Raw genomic sequence first — 16,635 nt, 5'->3', positions numbered from 1 at the left:
ACGCTCTAGGCCATACGCCGCTGAATAGGGCGCTTGCGCTTTTCTTATAATGTTTCAGAAGTTGTTTTTGCCTGCATGTGAAGCAGTAAATATTCAGGACCCCCCGCTTTGGAATCTGTTCCTGACATATTGAATCCGCCAAACGGTTGATAACCAACGATGGCACCCGTACATACGCGATTAAAGTAAAGATTTCCGACGTGGAACTCTTCGCGTGCTCTTTCGATATGTTCACGGTTATTCGTGATCAAAGCACCTGTTAATCCGTAGTCGGTGTTATTGGCAATCGTCATCATATGATCAAAGTCACGTGCTTTACTAATACCTAAAACGGGACCAAAAATTTCTTCCTGCATGAGTCGGGCATTTTCATCTAGGTCAGCGAAAATAGTCGGCTGAATGAAGTAACCCTTAGAATCATCGCCCTCGCCGCCAGTCATAAGCCGGCCTTCTTGCTTGCCAACTTCAATATATTCCATGATTTTTTTGAACGATTTGCCATCAATAACTGGTCCCATATAATTAGTTACATCTTCAGGGTTGCCAAGTGTAAGTGTTCTTGTTAAAGCAACCACCTTCTCAATGACCGTATCATAAACATCCTGATGAATAACTGCCCGGGAGCCCGCTGAACATTTTTGGCCTGAAAAGCCGAAAGCAGAATAGACAATGCTTGCTGCAGCTAAATCTAAATCCGCATCGTTATCTACAACGACAGTGTCTTTGCCACCCATTTCAGCAATGACCCGTTTGATCCATTTTTGTCCTTTATGAACCTTAGCAGCACGTTCGTTAATACGGCAGCCTACTTCTCGTGATCCTGTAAAAGATACGAAGCGTGTTTTTGGATGATCAACAAGGTAATCTCCGATTTGCGCGCCGCTTCCCGGTACAAAGTTCAAGACGCCCTTTGGAAGTCCAGCCTCCTCCATCAACTCAACAAATTTAGCTGCAACCACTGGTGTGGAATTTGCAGGCTTTAGAAGTACGGTATTTCCAGAGACAATCGCTGCAATAGTTGTTCCGGCCATTATCGCTAATGGGAAGTTAAAAGGTGAAATGATAATTCCCACCCCAAGTGGGATATAGTTATATTGATTAAATTCTCCGTCACGGCTTTGTACTGGCGAGCCTTCTTTCAATCTCAGCATTTGACGGCCATAATACTCGATGAAGTCGATGGCTTCTGCTGTATCGGCATCTGCTTCTTTCCATGGCTTTCCGGCTTCTTTCACTAGATAAGCAGAAAACTCATGTTTACGGCGGCGCATTATCGCAGCTGCTTTAAATAAAATATTGGCTCGATGTTCAGGCTTCCATGCTTTCCAAGTTTCAAATGTGGTTAATGCGGCATTCATAGCCTGTTCTGCTAATTCTTGGTCGGCCATTGATACTCTACCAATAATTTCTTCTTTATTTGCCGGATTTATAGAGATAATTTTTTCCTCAGTAGTAACGGCTTCTCCACCAATAACAACTGGATAATCTTTTCCTAATTGTGATTGAACGTATGCAAGTGCCTCTTGAAAAGCTTGTTTATTTTTTTCATCATCAAAATTAGTAAATGGTTCATGTGTATACGGTTTCATTTTTTGTTCCCCCTTGTCGTTTGCTACAGTAAATAATTATGCAAGTTACGTGCCAACTTGGTTTTTTGCATTATTAAAGGGTTTATGATTCTTTTAGTGCAAAAATATTTTGCGCAAAATAAATAATTGTTTAGAAAAGGCAAAAATATTTTGCACTCGAAAAATTGAATCCATAAATAGATGCAAACAAATTTTTAAGAGGATGATCTATTTGAAAGTGAAAAATAGAATTCTTAACATCTTACTAGTGAATTAATGATATATTTAGATTAATAGAAAGACAATTCAGTCATTTAAAGGAGAGATTCATATGTTAATCCCTTACAAGGGTATTTCGCCCGAGGTTCATGATTCAGTATTTGTGGCACCCGGAGCATATTTAATTGGGGATGTGAGAATTGGAAAGGATTCATCAGTCTGGTTTAATGCGGTATTACGTGGAGATGACGGACCGATCATCATTGGTGAGCGATGCAGCATCCAGGATAATTCTACGGTTCATTTATTCGAAGGATTTCCGGTCGAAATTGCAGATGATGTGACCATTGGCCATAATGTTATCTTGCATGGCTGTAAGGTTGGCAAACGATGTATTATTGGCATGGGATCCACGCTTTTAGACAATGTGGAAGTTGGTGACGACTGTATTATTGGGGCCAATACGCTGTTATCCGGCGGAATTAAAATTCCACCCCGCTCCCTTGTGTTGGGCTCTCCGGGAAGAGTAGTCCGCGAAATAACGCAAAAGGATCTCGATTTGCTACAGATGTCGAGCGAGCATTATGTTAAACGGGGGAAAGAGTTTAGGGAGATACTTAAATAAATATTAGGAATAAAAATTGGTGCCTGACACCAACATTTGTTGATGTCAGGCACCATAAAGTTTTAAACTATTTACTCTTACTACCGGAAGGTGTTTTAGCAGGGATTAAAAAGCTTAGTAGGATTGTTAGGAAACTCAAACATAGGGCATAAAGGAAGACATTTTTTATTCCAATAACGATGTTTGCGGCTTGATTGATGATCAGTCCCATGATGGTAACTCCGATCGAGGTCCCAATGTTTTTTAGAAACATTTGCAGTGATGTTGACATCCCTTTTATGTGGGATTCTGCAAATTCTTGAGAAGCGATCGTTCCTACCGCAAATAATAGTCCGAATGAAACACCCTGGATCGTTAAGATGAAAAACAAACTTAGGTAGGATAAATCCGCAATAAATAAGTATAAAGCTAAACCGGAAACAGTCGTTATCACGCTTCCGATTATAAATAAGATTTTGTATCCAAAGCGGATAATCCACTTCCCGGCCGGGGTACTTCCAAACATCCAGCCCACCGCAATACTGAGAAGAATTAGACCACTTTTATAAATACTCATATGACTTCCTTCTTGAAGATACAATGGAATAAAGTTGGATGTTCCAAAAAAGGACAGACAGTAAACTAACATAAAAAGATTAGTCATGAGGATCCCTTTGTTCTTAAACAACGAAACAGGTAAGAACGGATGTGCTTCTTTCCTCTCCACCAAAAGAAAAATAATCAAACCAATGATTCCAATGAAAATATACCAAAAAGAGTTTCTAACATTAGTAGATAACAATAAGAGCGAAATCGATATTCCAAATAAGAAGAAGCCTTTGTAGTCAATATGGGTCTTCTTGAATTCGATTTTTTCTTTATATGGAATCAGACATAGAACAGTTGCAATCCCAATTGGAACATTGATAAAGAAAATCCATCTCCAGGTTAGTTCTTCCACAAAGAACGAACCCAACACAGGTCCAACAATAGATGAAATGGCCCATATGCTGCTAAAAACCGCTTGAATTTTTCCTCGGCTTTCAATCGTAAACAAATCACCCACAATGATCATGGAGAGCGGAATCATCCCGCCTGCCCCTATCCCTTGCACACCTCTAAAAATAATCAGCGTCACAATGGAATTGGCCAACCCACACAGAATTGAGCCTACAGTAAATATTGCCACAGCAAGTATTAATAGCTTTTTCCGACCATACATATCCGATAATTTGCCGTAAAGCGGCACGGTAACAGTGCTTGCTAACATATAAACAACAAATATCCACGCGAACAACTCCATTCCTCCGAGTTGTTTCACGATGGTAGGGCTTGCCGTTTGCATTATGTTTGCGTCAAGTGCTGATATGAGGGTAGAAATGACGAGACCCCAAAACACATACCTATTTTTTTTCATAAATTCCTCCGATACATTTAATCAAAATTCCTAATCCCTTTATTAAACATGACTAAGACAGAAATAAGAACGATGACAATACTAAAGGTAACAAAAGTGATGATTTCACCAATTCCTTCTGCGATCCATCCTGTTAGTAAATAACCAACAGGCAGTAAGGCAAAGGAACCAAGCATATCTAAACTGACTACACGTCCAAATTTATCTTCAGGAACTAATTCTTGGAGACTGATTTCCCAAATCAAGCCGAATAACATCATCCCTGCTCCTTCCAGGAACATAAATACCATTAAAAAAGGAACCGATGAAATGAATGGCATAAATAATAAGCCAAGTCCGCTTACAGCCACACCAATATAGGCGAGCAGGCCTCTTTTCTTCCATTCTCTCCGTAATCCAAACACTATGCCACAGACGATTGCCCCGGCTCCTGATGCGGAAAGGACGAGACCAAACACAACAGGCTCAAATTGATAATAGACATTAATGAGCCAAGGAATTAAGATTCGAATGATCCCGCCTGAAAATATGTTAACTAACGAGAATGTAAGAATTGTAATCCACAGCCAGGATTCTTGCTTTAGGACCTCAATGCCTTCTAAGAAATCTTGTTTGATCGAGTTTTTCTTTTCTAAAGTGACGGTCGACTGCTGAAAGGATAAAGATCGAAGGCTTAATAAAAAGAACAACGATATTATGTAGGTGATCGCATCAATTCCAAAACCCCACGCCGCAGAAAACGAGCTGATAATCATTCCTCCAATAATCGGTCCAAAGATCCTTAAGGCCTGGACACTTACTTGGGTAATCGAGTTGGCCGCATTGCGAATATCCTTCGTAAATACCCTTGCTCGAACCGCGGAATAGGCCGGCTGAAAGAAGCTATCCATTGTTCCCATAATAAACATTATGATAAACAGAAATATCATATTCAGTTGACCCATAAAAGCTAAACCAGCTAATAGCATCATGAGAAAGAACCGAACAAGATCAACAACAAACATAATTTTTACTCTGTTCATTTTATCAACCAGGATGCCCGAAACAGGGAGAAGTACGACAAAAGGCAGCATGTAGACAGCCATCACAGTTCCCATCATTGCGGTTGATTTTGATAATTGAAGGACAACAATTGGCAGGATCACATTCGTTATCGAACTTCCTAATAAAGAAAAAATTTGTCCAAAAAGTAACGCAGAGAAGTGCTTAGATTGCTTAAACAGTTGGAAAAACGTAAACTCACTAGACATTTGTTTCGTTTGTAACGAACCCACAAACTCCCTCCTAATCCCTTAATCTATATCTATGATGATATTTTATCATTTTTTCATCTAAATAAAATAAGCCATTCACTAAGAATGGCTTACTTCCATCTTCAATAACGGCTGAGTAATCGTAGGTAAGATGACCTCGATTGTGGTTCCTTCATTAATTTTACTATGTATATGTAGTTCCCCATTATGGCCTTCGATAATTTTGTAGCAAGTCATCAAGCCAAGACCGGTTCCTTTTTCTTTTGTTGTATAAAACGGCTCTCCTAATGTAGAAATCCGTTCTTGCGGGATGCCAACACCTTGATCGATAATCTGAATTGAGATTTTCCCTGCTTCTTTTTCCTTTACGACCACATTAATATTTCCGCCCTTAGGCATAGCTTCCATTGCGTTTTTAAGTAAATTTAGAAAAACCTGCTTTAATTGATTTTCTTCGCAGCTAATCAATGGTAAATCATTTTCGAATTCTATTAAGATTTGGACATTATTTAATAACGACTGGTTGTTAATTAAGGTGACAACATCTTTTAATAATTGCTTAATATCCTGTGTCATAAAGACAGCAGCGGTTGGTTTGGCAAGGACCAGGAATCCCCCGACGATCTCATTAATCCGGTCAAGCTCAGATAATACGATATCAAAATATTCTTCTTTCCTGTTGCCAGTCTTTAAGAGCTGTATAAATCCTTTGATTGATGTGAGTGGATTCCGAATTTCATGAGCTATTCCAGCCGCCATTTGACCTAGCAAAGCCAGTTTTTCAGACTTTTGAAGCAGACGTTCTGTTTCTTCCATTTTTTCCGTAATATCTTTCCCAATCGACAATACCGCTTCTTTCCCTCCAAAAACAATAAACAAGCTAGAGACTTCAAAGTAAAATGGAGTTCCATCCAACCGTTTTGCTTTATATTCAATCGTATTTACAGGCTGCTTTTCTTTTTTTATTTGTTTAAATCGTTCAAGCAAACGGTTTTTATAATCCGGAGCAATGAAATCGAGAATTGAATTTTCGTTTAAATCCTTTAGATCAGTGGCCCCAATCATGCTCTTTGCAGCTTTATTTATATATAATAGCTTATGGTTCCTCGTGACGTAGACGGGTGCCGGCAATGAATCAATCAATTTCTTATAGCTCTCTTCGCTAGCACGTGCCTTTTTTTCATAGTATCGTGCCTTATCATATTGCCAGCCCACTACCCAGGCAATCAGGGTAAACAGAAAAAAGTCGAACGAAAAGAAAGGATGATGATCGTAGATCTTTTGGTAACTGGTAAATAAAATAGAAAGTAATACAAGAAAAATTTGTCCCGATCGGTTCATTATTTAGCCCTCTTAATTAGGTATATTTACTTATGCAATTCGACAGAATTATATATATACCTCTATTAAATTTAAAAAAATACAAAAAAAGATGCCGCTGCCCTAATAGGCAGCGGTTGTTTCATTTCATTAACCTAAGTATCTATGGTAGAGAGCCTTCGCTTCGGAAATATCCTTCGTTCCGTGTACTAATACCCGGCCATCTTTAAATACGACTAATCGGTGCGGTTCCACGTTATAAGATATAAGGAAAGGATTTCGCAGTACAGTTCCCTCCTGTTTCGCAAACACTTTTTCTAATGCTTCCAAATCACGTATGGTTGGTAAGGAAGGTCGGATCTGAACAGAATCCCTTCCACATAGTACAACTGTTTTGGTTTGATTTTCAAATGATAAATAGGGGTAGGTGCGTTCATTCCCGCAAGAAGGACAATCCTCTTTTTTCAATTTATCTACTTGTATAGCACTATATTGATTTTTCCATAAATCAAACGAAACTAATTTGTTTCGCAATGAATCCAAGTCACCAACTAAAATTTTTAATGCTTCACTTATTTGATAGGAAACGACCATATTTACAGCTGGGCTAATAATCCCAGCTGTATCACAGGTTAGTCCTCCTAGCGGGACAGTTTCTACTAAACAAGAAAGGCAAGGCGTCTTTTCAGGAATAATCGTGTAGGATATTCCGTAACTCCCTACACAAGCTCCATATATCCATGGGACACTATACTTTTGTGAAACATCGTTAAGGATCATCCTTGTTTCGAAATTATCCGTTGCATCAATGATAAGGTCTACTTTTTTCACCCAGTCTTCAAGCTCTACGACGGAGGCATCCGCAATGATGGCCTCAATCACCACAGAGGAGTTAATCGCTAGTAAGCGGTTTTTTGCTGCGATTGCTTTGGGAATTCGGTTTTTGGCATCGTCTTCTGAATATAACTGTTGCCGCTGTAAATTAGACCATTCCACATAATCACGATCCACGATGGTTAGTTGACCAATTCCCGCACGGACCAGTGCTTCAGCACATCCTGATCCAAGTGCACCTGCACCGATGATGAGAACATGTTTATTGGAAATTCGCTCTTGCCCGTCTTTGCCAATGGGTAAAAACAGCTCTTGCCGTGAGTAGCGATTATTCACCCGATACTCATTCCTTCCTTTGGACTGCTTGCTGTGGCATATCTTTTTTTCTCTATTCGACCTGCTTCATAGCCTAACCGACCTGCTTCAATTGCTAATTTCATCGCTTTGGCCATTTTTACCGGATCATGTGCCGCGGACACAGCGGTATTTAATAACACACCATCCGCTCCTAATTCCATCGCCAATGCCGCATCGGCCGGTGAACCAATCCCGGCATCCACAATCACAGGGACAACCGCTTGTTCAATAATAAAGCTCAGGTTTAAGGGATTAATGATACCTTGACCAGAACCGATTGGCGAGGCCCCCGGCATGACAGCATGACAGCCGGCTTCCTGAAGTTTCCTAGCTAAAACAACGTCGTCGGATGTATATGGGAGGACAATAAATCCTTCCTTGACTAATTCTTCGGTGGCCTTCAGGGTTTCTATCGGGTCCGGAAGCAAGGTTTTATCACAGCCAATCACTTCCACTTTAATCATATCGCATAGACCGGAAGCTTTCGCTAATTTGGCGATACGGACAGCCTCTGCTGCCGTTTTCGCTCCTGCAGTATTGGGCAGAAGTGTATATTTATTGGTGTCCAGCTGTTCTAAAAAATTCGGCTGGCTTGATTCAAAAATATTCATTCGTCTAACGGCAAACGTGAGAATTTGTGCTTCTGAAACTTCGACAGCTTCCTTTTGGATTTCAAAGCTTGGATACTTCCCTGTTCCAAGCAACAAACGAGATTGAAAGGATAATGAACCTATTTTTAACATAATCAACCGCCTCCTACAAAATGGACTATTTCAATTCGATCTTTATCTGCTAATCTAGTATTTTGGTGTTCTAACTTAGTTAATATTTCCCCGTTTATTTCCACCACTACGTGCCTTTGGTGAATATCATAATGTTTGAGAACATCTGAAACATTTATGATATGTTCAGGTAATTGGATCCATTCACCGTTTAATAATACCTTCATCTTTTTCCTCCTAACCAACCGTTTCTTTGTGTCTTTCAAGGCGAAATGCTGAAAGAAGCTTCTCATTTAGCTGATTGCCGTCTAATAGGTCAGCTACTAGTTTCCCGGTAATCGGGCTTAATAATATCCCATTTCGAAAATGCCCGGCTGCAACGAACAAGCCCTTCCAACTTGGATGCTCACCAAGGTAAGGGAATCCGTCTCCTGTCTGTGGTCTAATACCGGCCCAGACTCGTTCCCACGCGGCATCCTTAATCTGAGGAACCAGTTGAGTCGCTCTTTCTAGTAATGCAGCAATCCCTCCTGGTGTTACTTTAGTATCAAATGTATTTTCAACCATCGTAGCTCCAATATAGATTTCCCCATTTTGTTTTGGTACTAGATAACAGCGTTTATCGGAAAAAATGGTCGTGTTGATGATCGGTCTTTCCGTTTTAATGGAAAAGCATTCTCCTTTAACCGGATACACGTTAATGTCTAACCCGGATTCACGGATTAGTTTTGCAGCCCATGCTCCGGTAGCAACGACAACTTGCTTACTATGGATATCGCCATTGGCAGTTTTAACTCCTTTAACCACACCGTTCTCAAAAATAAAAGAAAGGACCTCTGTATTTTCACGAATTTCCGCCCCAAAATAGACCGCTGCTTTTGCAAAAGCCAGTGTTAACTCGGCCGGCTGCACATGTCCATCATTAGGGAGATACATCCCCCCAGCTACACTTGGTGATAGAGCCGGTTCCATTTCTCGTAACTGCTTTGAATCAAGCCATGTAATCGTTGGATCCCAATTTTTTTGAAAAGTGACCTGTTTCTTTACCTCTGTTGCTATTTCTTCAGTTTCTGCAATTTTAAACATACCTTTATTTACATATTCGATATCGACACCAGAATATTCAAATAACTCGCTTGAGAGAGCTGGAAACATCTCCTGACTTTTTAGAGCCAGCTGAAATAAGGGACCATCTTGTTCAATTTCCGCTTGCGCTGCCAGCATTCCGGCAGCCGCACTGGAAGCTTGGCAAGCCAATCGTTCCTTTTCAATAATAATAACTTTTCTTCCCGTTTTTGATAGCTGATAGGCAATCGAGGACCCGTTTATTCCTCCCCCTATGATGGCAACATCAAATGAATTTCCCACCATATCCACCTCCTTCTTTTAATACATTTCTGTAATCCTTTACTGCTAAGATTGGGTCAGGTGCATCTAAAACACCCGACATGACAGCGATTCCATTTGCTCCTGCATGGAGGACCTGTCTCGTATTCTCCGCTGTTATGCCCCCAATGGCAATGACGGGAATATCTAGTTGTGTCAGTCTAGTTAATTCCTCAAGCCCTTGAGGGGTCTTACCCGGTTTTGATTTAGAAGGAAAGACATGGCCGAAAAGCAAGTAATCAGCACCCTTCTCTTTTGCCTTTTGTCCTTCCTGGTAGGAGTGGATGGAACTCCCAACCCTTAGTTCGGGAAAACTCTCTTTTACAAGGGCTGCATCTAAGCTATGAAAGGCTAATTGAACCCCTCTCGCCCTTGTAACTACAGCAACATCCACCCGGTCATTTATAATAATCTTTGAAAGTGGTATGTTTGCCTTGATCAAAAGGTCGATTGCTTGAAACAATTCCCTTGCTGTTTTCTGTTTATCTCGTAAGTGAATCGCATTTACATATGGGTGAATATCCATGGCGATGTCACGAAACTGCTCCACCGGCATGGTACCATTGGAAATGATATGTAACTCCTTTATGCTACTTAAAATACCTGTCCCCCCTTTATGAAGCTCCTTCTTTTTGAATAATGAATAAGTGAAAAGCAAAAAACCACTTCCTTAGTTAAGAAAGTGGTTGATAATTTGAAATAGAAACATTCGTTCTTCAAACATCTAGTTTCCCACTTCCCTACGCTGGTATAACCCAGATCAGGTTCATAGAGTCCCGAAGTATCACTTCAATCTCAGCCTTTTAAAAAGGCACCTCTAGCGGATTTGCTTCACATATTTATTTGTATGATTACCCTGCACGGATAATATTAACACTTCATTTTTGATTGTCAATTAATTAATTCAATTTTTTGAAAAAAATAATTTTAAGGTTAACGAGAATCACTTGTTTTAAAGAAGTTTCCTACCACACTCAAATACTCTTTTGGCTCTTCCACATACGGCATATGAGCACTATGCTCATACACATGGAACGAGGAACCTGGAGTTAATCTGCTATAGTATTGCGTGGTTTCCGGTGTAGCCTCATCGAACCTCCCGCACGTGTAAAGTGTGGGACAGTTAATTTCCTTTAATCGTGGTGTACAATCAAATTCCTTCAGATTCCCAAGCACTGTAAATTCAGAAGGCCCCCACATGATATTATAAATTTCAGGATTTCTTTTTTGAGAGCCCTGCTTTAACCATTCCGGATAGGGATCCAATCGGCAGACAAAGTTTTTGTTAAATTGTTCTGTTGCCGTTTTATATTCCTCTGACTCAGTGGTCCCATTTTCTTCGCAACTTTTGATTATATCTTGAACTTCTTTAGGGAGCTTTTCGAGATTTCGCTTTTGATCTTGTTCCCATAATGGAGCGCTTAGGCAAGGACTGGAGAAAATAACACTTTTCACTCCGCTTGGCTTTGTCAAACAATAAGCAGCCGCAAGTGTCGTCCCCCAGGAATGGCCAAGAATATGTACTTCTTTCAGGCTGAGCGCTCGTCTCACCTGGGCCAATTCCTCAACAAACCTTTCAATTCTCCATAGCGACGAATCCGTAGGCCGATCTGATTTACCACAACCTAACTGATCGTAAAAGATAACTGGACGGTCCTGTGCTAAATCTTTTAACCCTTGCAGCGAATAGCACGATGAACCAGGCCCGCCGTGCAAGATAATAACCGGAATCCCCTTGGCATTTTTAGTAAAAAGTTGATACCAAACCTTTCCGCCAGTTACATTAATGTATCCCTCTTCTAACATAATTCTCATTCTCCTTTATGTAATCGTTTCTCCAATTAGACTAAATTCTGCAGCAGTACTAAAAATTCCTGTTTTTTGTATTCGGAAACCCATCTGATAGACATTTTGTCTGGTCATTGGTGGAGCTTTGTCCTTCGGTACCTCCATAAATAATAAAAGCCATTTCTTACGTAAATAATAATAATATTGACGTGTTACACGACCGACAAATAAAAGGTGGGCTAAAAATGGGCTATGGGGAGCTTCTAATTAGAATTACTGTATCATTTTTTGTGTTGTTCATTTTAACGAGAATTATGGGTAGAAAAGAAATTAGTCAAATGACCTTTTCTAATTTTGTCTCTGCTATTGCAATTGGTGAAATCGCTGGTACTCTAGCTTTAGTTCCTGATATTAAAATTATTTACGGGGTGATTGGATTAGTTGCTTGGAGTTTCTTTACTATTTTAATGGCTTTGATTGACCTTAAATCAAAAAACGCAAGAATAGTAATTGAAGGAGAACCTTTGATAGTCATTAAAAAAGGACAAATCATTGAAAAGTCACTTCGTAAAACTCGATTAAGTGTTGATGCTCTTAATACAATGCTTCGGAAAAAGGATGTTTTCTCTATAGCAGATGTTGAATTTGCCATTTTTGAAACAGATGGAGAGCTTTCTGTGATGAAAAAAGAATACAAACTGCCTGCAACAAAAAAAGATTTGAACATTGAAACATCAGAAATAAGTATTTCTCCGATAGATGCAGCGATTGTTTCGGACGGAGTAATGGACCAAAAGAATTTGACTAAACTAAACATTAAACCAGAATGGCTCGAACAAAAACTGCAACAAGCCGGGGTTCAAGATATCAGAAACGTTTTATATGCAGAAATTCAACAAGATGGAAACCTGTACATTAATAAAAAAAACGACATCCTTCATTAATAAAAGATTCATATCTGTTCCCTTTGAATTGAATTTTTCTCAATAATTTCACCTAAAAAAGTGCATCTATCCCCTGAAAACTAAAATATATGCCAAATCCGATTTATGATACTCCGGATATGATCGAGATGGAAATTAGACTTTTAATATTTAATAGTTTCGTTTTAAAATTCCTTTTATTCATTTTGTCACCACCAGTCCTAGGATTTTAATAATTTAACCCCCAGATTCGTAAAACATGCCATGAAAATTTAAGCATATATTTATTCCAATTTCTATTCTGTCCTTAGTTTTACCCTGATAAAACTATCGTCCTTTGCCAGATGTTTCTGCTGTGGTTTTAGATTAAAACTTGCCGAGCAGGACAATATATAGTTGTGCTGTGCTAAAGGAAAGGTGGCACTTTGAATGAATAAACTTACTTATACATTGAGGAGGGCTACAATGGGAATTTTAAGTGGAAATCCTAAGGAAGAACCTTTACACTACGGTGAAGTCTTTGATATCTGGTCTTCACAATTAGTCGGAAATAGTATGATTGCGGGTTATCAAACGATGTTAAATCATGCAGGTGACGATGATTTAAAGAAATTATTAGTTGAAGCAATTGAAACAGGCCAGCAACAAAAGAAACAAGTGGAAGAGCTTTTAAAAGATAATGGCATTGGCTTACCACCAGCAGCACCTGAGCCTCCTGAAGCATGCTTAGAAGAAATTCCTGTTGGCGCAAGAATCCCCGATCCAGCTATTGCAGCTACTCTTGGTGCAGATATAGCTGCCGGTTTAGTTGCATGCAGCGCAGTGATTGGTAAATCTATTAGAGAAGATGTTGCCATGATGTATGCTCTATTCCATAATCAAAAGGTTGCACTTGGGGGAAAGGTCCTGCGCTTAAATAAAGAAAAAGGCTGGTTAATCCCTCCTCCATTACATCTTAATAAACATCATGATTGTTAACAATTAAAGCAAACAAAAACACGGTGAGTAATTGCCGTGTTTTTCTATTTATCATCTAATGACTGCTGTAAACCTCATTATCCTGATTTTAATTCTTTGACATTATCTATTTGTCAGTACGATGAGTGACCAATTTGGTATAATAGTTAAAATAGTTAACGACATTTGAGGTGGCAGGATGAAAAAGACGATTGGTATGTTTGCTCATGTCGATGCTGGAAAAACCACATTGGCAGAACAACTGCTCTATCATACGAAAACAATTAGACAAAGAGGACGCGTCGATCATCAGGATACATTTCTTGATACCCATACCATCGAAAAACAACGAGGGATAACAGTATTTGCTGATCAGGCTATGTTTTCCTTTAATGATTCCCATTACTATTTGATTGATACCCCAGGACATGTCGATTTCTCACCCGAAATGGAGCGAGCGATTCAAGTAATGGATTACGCGATTGTGATTATTAGTGCGGTGGAAGGTATTGAGGGGCATACGGAAACCGTCTGGAGACTTTTGCAAAAGCATCAGGTCCCAACCTTTTTCTTTATTAATAAAACTGATCGTGCGGGTTCAGATTCTGCAAGAGTCTTAGCCGAAATTCGCAGCAATTTTACCACGGATGTGATTGAGATTACTGAGACTTTGACTGAGGGGCACATGAATGAGGAACTGGTTGAATTTGTGGCAGAACGTAATGAGTCCCTCTTAGAAACATATATGGATACAGGATATGATCCATCACTATGGATAGAAACCATGAGATCATTGATAAATCAACAGCAACTTTTCCCCAGTGCTTGCGGTTCCGCCCTACAAGACAGTGGCATTCATAGCTTTCTTGAAAAATTAGACCTCTTAACTGCCACCAATTATCTAAGTGATGCACCCTTTGCGGGTCGTGTGTATAAGATTCGCTATGATGAAAAAGGGACAAGAATTACGTTTATTAAAGCACTTCGCGGGGTATTAAAAGTAAGGGACGAATTAAGCTATAAAGATGAAGAAAACTTCATCTGTGAAAAGATTACGCAGATAAGATTTTATAATGGAGGTAAATTTACTACCGTGGAACGAGTGGTCGCTGGTGATATTTTTGCCGTAACAGGTCTTTCGGCCGTTTCTGCTGGGGATGGTCTTGGAACATTAGCGGAAAAAGCCGAATACGAATTGGTTTCCGCGTTAAAATCCAAAGTTATATTCGATCCATCAATGAATGTGAAAGAAGTGTTGAAGTATTTTAAAATGTTAGATGCCGAAGACCCTGCCCTGAATGTCATCTGGGAAGAACGTACCCAGGAAATTCATATTCATGTCATGGGAACTATCCAGCTTGAAGTTCTTAAACACGTAATTAAAGAACGCTTTCTATTCGATGTCTCATTTGCGGAACCAGAGATCTTACATAAAGAAACAATCGCTTCAGAGGTCATCGGTTATGGCCATTTCGAACCGTTAGGACATTATGCGGAGGTCCATCTAAAAATAGAGCCTGCAGCTAGAAATAGAGGGATTACCTTTGAAAGCGTAGGTCATACTGACCATTTACCGGCTGGGACCCAAAACGTCATCAGGAATCACCTTTTTGAGAGGGAGCACCATGGATTACTTACCGGTTCCCCTATTACAGATCTAAAGGTGACATTACTAACAGGAAGATCCCATAATAAGCACACCTCTGGCGGGGACTTTAGGGAGGCAGCTTTCCGCGCATTGCGGCAGGGACTTGAAAAAGCTAACAATATTCTGCTGGAACCTTACTATGATTTTAAGATCAGATTGGATTTAGAACATATGGGGAAAGTCTTAACAGACATTCAAAATGCGCACGGCAGCTTTAACCATCCAATAACGGAAGGAAACAAAACCCTATTAACCGGGAAAGTTCCCGTCGCTACCTTTATGAATTATGGACCTGAGTTCGACTCGATTACGAAAGGAAAAGGAATAATAAATCTTATTGTCGGCGGTTATTACCCTTGCCATAATCCTAACCAGATCATGGAAAGAATCGGTTACAATAAGGATGCTGATCCAGAGTATACTTCGTCTTCCATCTTCTGTGCTAAAGGACAAGGCTATTCCGTTCCGTGGGACGAAGCAGAAAGTAAAATGCATTGTTTGTAGTATGTTTAGAGTTTAAGAAGTAGACTATTGACTACCGTTCCTTGGTATTTTTCATAGATTCGGTCGTCAATATCCACTATTGGCGACCGCTTCATTACTATTTTCATAGTTTGAGTATCCAATAACTCCTATTGACTACTCTACCTTTCATTATTTTATAGAATCAGTCGTCAATAACCCTATATATCAGCCATCCCGTAATCAATCCTCTTTCCAATGATCTGGAATCCTTAATGCACGTGGTAATTTAGTAGTCCGATCGCCCTTTGCTGAATTAATTTGTGCCTGGGTTAGAAACAGACATCCTGCCAAATTTGCCCCATGCAAATCAGCATCTCTTAAGTCTGCACCAATAAGATCTGCCACTCGCATGTCAGCTTTCCTTAGATCCGCGGCAATTAGTAAGGCCCCTCTTAAATTAGCTCCTCTAAGGTTAGCTCCTTTTAATTTTGCCCCTAAAAAGTCTCTCCTTTTGACGTCCTTCTTGGTCGAAACCCTAGCACGTGCATGTTCGCTTGTCCGGAATAGTAAATCATTAACCTTCCCTCTGTGGGCAGGAATATCTAACTCTAAGATTGATTGAGCACTCAGATTTGTGAGTTTCTCCGTATTTGCTAAAGCGGATCTCAATTCTTTAAAAATTGGCCGTGCTTCTTCTATACTAAGAGCTTCATTTAAATAGCAAAGCATTTCATGAAGTTGTTGCATAATCGGAAATACATCAAACATTTCCTTTGCCAAGTCTGGATTATCGCGCCAGTCATTTCCACCAAAGGTTACTTGTGATACCTTTTGACCTGCCCCAAAACATTCGTATCCAACACAGCCTTTGAATCCTTTTTCTCTGAGCTTTTTATGAATCTTACAACTGTAATCTGACTGCAAATTTGGACATGGGGTCCCTGCTTCTTTATCAACTGCAAAATCAGCCGATATTGCATAAGGCAAAGCTACGCAGCATAATCCAAAACAATTTTCACAGTCCGAACTTAAATTTTTTAAATAAATGTTGTTCTCTTTTACTTGATCAAACATTCTTACCCACCCTTTTTGTAATTGTTGTATTCATCTAATTTAACATAAAAAAACCTCTCATCCATAATAGAAAAAGAGGTTTTACTATCAATATATCAAA

General features: G+C 39.6%; 15 protein-coding genes and 1 riboswitch. Of the genes, 4 read left to right on the top strand and 11 right to left on the bottom strand.

Annotated features, from left to right (window positions below; all coding sequences use genetic code 11):
* Window positions 1–44: 44 nt before the first annotated feature.
* Window positions 45–1,589, bottom strand: coding sequence for an L-glutamate gamma-semialdehyde dehydrogenase (pruA, locus tag BDR01S_RS11005; protein ID WP_066254597.1), 1,545 nt, complete (start codon window positions 1,587–1,589; stop codon window positions 45–47).
* A gap of 310 nt (window positions 1,590–1,899) precedes the next feature.
* Between pruA and BDR01S_RS11000 the strand changes: the two genes are divergently transcribed.
* Window positions 1,900–2,412, top strand: coding sequence for a gamma carbonic anhydrase family protein (locus tag BDR01S_RS11000; RefSeq protein WP_066254595.1), 513 nt, complete (start codon window positions 1,900–1,902; stop codon window positions 2,410–2,412).
* A 67-nt stretch (window positions 2,413–2,479) separates the two neighbouring features.
* On the opposite strand, the gene BDR01S_RS10995 is transcribed toward BDR01S_RS11000, so the two are convergent.
* From BDR01S_RS10995 to BDR01S_RS10955, 9 genes are all read right to left on the bottom strand, one after another.
* Complete coding sequence (locus tag BDR01S_RS10995; RefSeq protein WP_066254594.1) at window positions 2,480–3,808, bottom strand: MDR family MFS transporter; 1,329 nt, start codon at window positions 3,806–3,808, stop codon at window positions 2,480–2,482.
* A 17-nt stretch (window positions 3,809–3,825) separates the two neighbouring features.
* Window positions 3,826–5,082 (bottom strand): MFS transporter, encoded by a 1,257-nt coding sequence (locus BDR01S_RS10990; RefSeq protein WP_235846544.1) that lies wholly within the window; start codon window positions 5,080–5,082, stop codon window positions 3,826–3,828.
* Window positions 5,083–5,160: 78 nt separating this feature from the next.
* Window positions 5,161–6,402 carry an ATP-binding protein gene (locus BDR01S_RS10985; RefSeq protein ID WP_066254592.1) on the bottom strand — a complete coding sequence of 414 codons (1,242 nt, stop codon included), beginning with the start codon at window positions 6,400–6,402 and terminating at the stop codon, window positions 5,161–5,163.
* A gap of 129 nt (window positions 6,403–6,531) precedes the next feature.
* Entirely contained in the window at window positions 6,532–7,551 is a 1,020-nt protein-coding gene (locus BDR01S_RS10980; protein ID WP_066254589.1) for a thiazole biosynthesis adenylyltransferase ThiF, read from the bottom strand.
* Complete coding sequence (locus tag BDR01S_RS10975; protein WP_066254586.1) at window positions 7,548–8,315, bottom strand: thiazole synthase; 768 nt, start codon at window positions 8,313–8,315, stop codon at window positions 7,548–7,550. The genes BDR01S_RS10980 and BDR01S_RS10975 overlap by 4 nt, the downstream gene beginning before the upstream one ends.
* A 2-nt stretch (window positions 8,316–8,317) precedes the next feature.
* Window positions 8,318–8,521 (bottom strand): sulfur carrier protein ThiS, encoded by a 204-nt coding sequence (gene thiS / locus BDR01S_RS10970; protein WP_066254584.1) that lies wholly within the window; start codon window positions 8,519–8,521, stop codon window positions 8,318–8,320.
* Window positions 8,522–8,531: 10 nt separating this feature from the next.
* Window positions 8,532–9,662 (bottom strand): glycine oxidase ThiO, encoded by a 1,131-nt coding sequence (gene thiO, locus BDR01S_RS10965; protein WP_082797394.1) that lies wholly within the window; start codon window positions 9,660–9,662, stop codon window positions 8,532–8,534.
* The gene (gene tenI, locus BDR01S_RS10960) at window positions 9,646–10,338 is read right to left on the bottom strand and encodes a thiazole tautomerase TenI (RefSeq protein WP_335582579.1); all 693 of its coding nucleotides are present in this window, start codon (window positions 10,336–10,338) and stop codon (window positions 9,646–9,648) included. The genes thiO and tenI overlap by 17 nt, the downstream gene beginning before the upstream one ends.
* A 62-nt stretch (window positions 10,339–10,400) precedes the next feature.
* A riboswitch (TPP riboswitch) is annotated at window positions 10,401–10,509 on the bottom strand.
* 104 nt (window positions 10,510–10,613) lie between these two features.
* Complete coding sequence (locus BDR01S_RS10955) at window positions 10,614–11,486, bottom strand: proline iminopeptidase-family hydrolase (RefSeq protein WP_066254578.1); 873 nt, start codon at window positions 11,484–11,486, stop codon at window positions 10,614–10,616.
* A gap of 227 nt (window positions 11,487–11,713) precedes the next feature.
* Between BDR01S_RS10955 and BDR01S_RS10950 the strand changes: the two genes are divergently transcribed.
* From BDR01S_RS10950 to BDR01S_RS10940, 3 genes are all read left to right on the top strand, one after another.
* The gene (locus BDR01S_RS10950) at window positions 11,714–12,412 is read left to right on the top strand and encodes a DUF421 domain-containing protein (protein ID WP_066254576.1); all 699 of its coding nucleotides are present in this window, start codon (window positions 11,714–11,716) and stop codon (window positions 12,410–12,412) included.
* Window positions 12,413–12,856: 444 nt separating this feature from the next.
* Window positions 12,857–13,369, top strand: a complete 513-nt coding sequence (locus tag BDR01S_RS10945; protein WP_066254570.1) for a DUF3231 family protein — start codon at window positions 12,857–12,859, stop codon at window positions 13,367–13,369.
* Window positions 13,370–13,547: 178 nt separating this feature from the next.
* Complete coding sequence (locus BDR01S_RS10940) at window positions 13,548–15,500, top strand: elongation factor G (protein ID WP_066254567.1); 1,953 nt, start codon at window positions 13,548–13,550, stop codon at window positions 15,498–15,500.
* Window positions 15,501–15,701: 201 nt separating this feature from the next.
* Here BDR01S_RS10940 and BDR01S_RS10935 read toward each other — a convergent pair whose 3' ends face one another.
* On the bottom strand, window positions 15,702–16,535 hold the full coding sequence (locus BDR01S_RS10935; protein ID WP_066254564.1) for a pentapeptide repeat-containing protein: 834 nt from the start codon (window positions 16,533–16,535) through the stop codon (window positions 15,702–15,704).
* Window positions 16,536–16,635 lie beyond the last annotated feature (100 nt).

Origin of the sequence: Neobacillus drentensis NBRC 102427, from assembly GCF_001591445.1 — a bacterium.
GTDB lineage: Bacteria > Bacillota > Bacilli > Bacillales > Cytobacillaceae > Neobacillus > Neobacillus drentensis.
This window is presented reverse-complemented; position numbering and strand designations above follow the sequence as displayed.

Coding starts and splice junctions, on each gene's coding strand:
- pruA (WP_066254597.1), bottom strand. CDS start 1,589: ATGAAACCGTATACACATGAACCATTTACTAATTTTGATGATGAAAAA.
- BDR01S_RS11000 (WP_066254595.1), top strand. CDS start 1,900: ATGTTAATCCCTTACAAGGGTATTTCGCCCGAGGTTCATGATTCAGTA.
- BDR01S_RS10995 (WP_066254594.1), bottom strand. CDS start 3,808: ATGAAAAAAAATAGGTATGTGTTTTGGGGTCTCGTCATTTCTACCCTC.
- BDR01S_RS10985 (WP_066254592.1), bottom strand. CDS start 6,402: ATGAACCGATCGGGACAAATTTTTCTTGTATTACTTTCTATTTTATTT.
- BDR01S_RS10975 (WP_066254586.1), bottom strand. CDS start 8,315: ATGTTAAAAATAGGTTCATTATCCTTTCAATCTCGTTTGTTGCTTGGA.
- thiS (WP_066254584.1), bottom strand. CDS start 8,521: ATGAAGGTATTATTAAACGGTGAATGGATCCAATTACCTGAACATATC.
- BDR01S_RS10955 (WP_066254578.1), bottom strand. CDS start 11,486: ATGTTAGAAGAGGGATACATTAATGTAACTGGCGGAAAGGTTTGGTAT.
- BDR01S_RS10950 (WP_066254576.1), top strand. CDS start 11,714: ATGGGCTATGGGGAGCTTCTAATTAGAATTACTGTATCATTTTTTGTG.
- BDR01S_RS10945 (WP_066254570.1), top strand. CDS start 12,857: ATGGGAATTTTAAGTGGAAATCCTAAGGAAGAACCTTTACACTACGGT.
- BDR01S_RS10940 (WP_066254567.1), top strand. CDS start 13,548: ATGAAAAAGACGATTGGTATGTTTGCTCATGTCGATGCTGGAAAAACC.
- BDR01S_RS10935 (WP_066254564.1), bottom strand. CDS start 16,535: ATGTTTGATCAAGTAAAAGAGAACAACATTTATTTAAAAAATTTAAGT.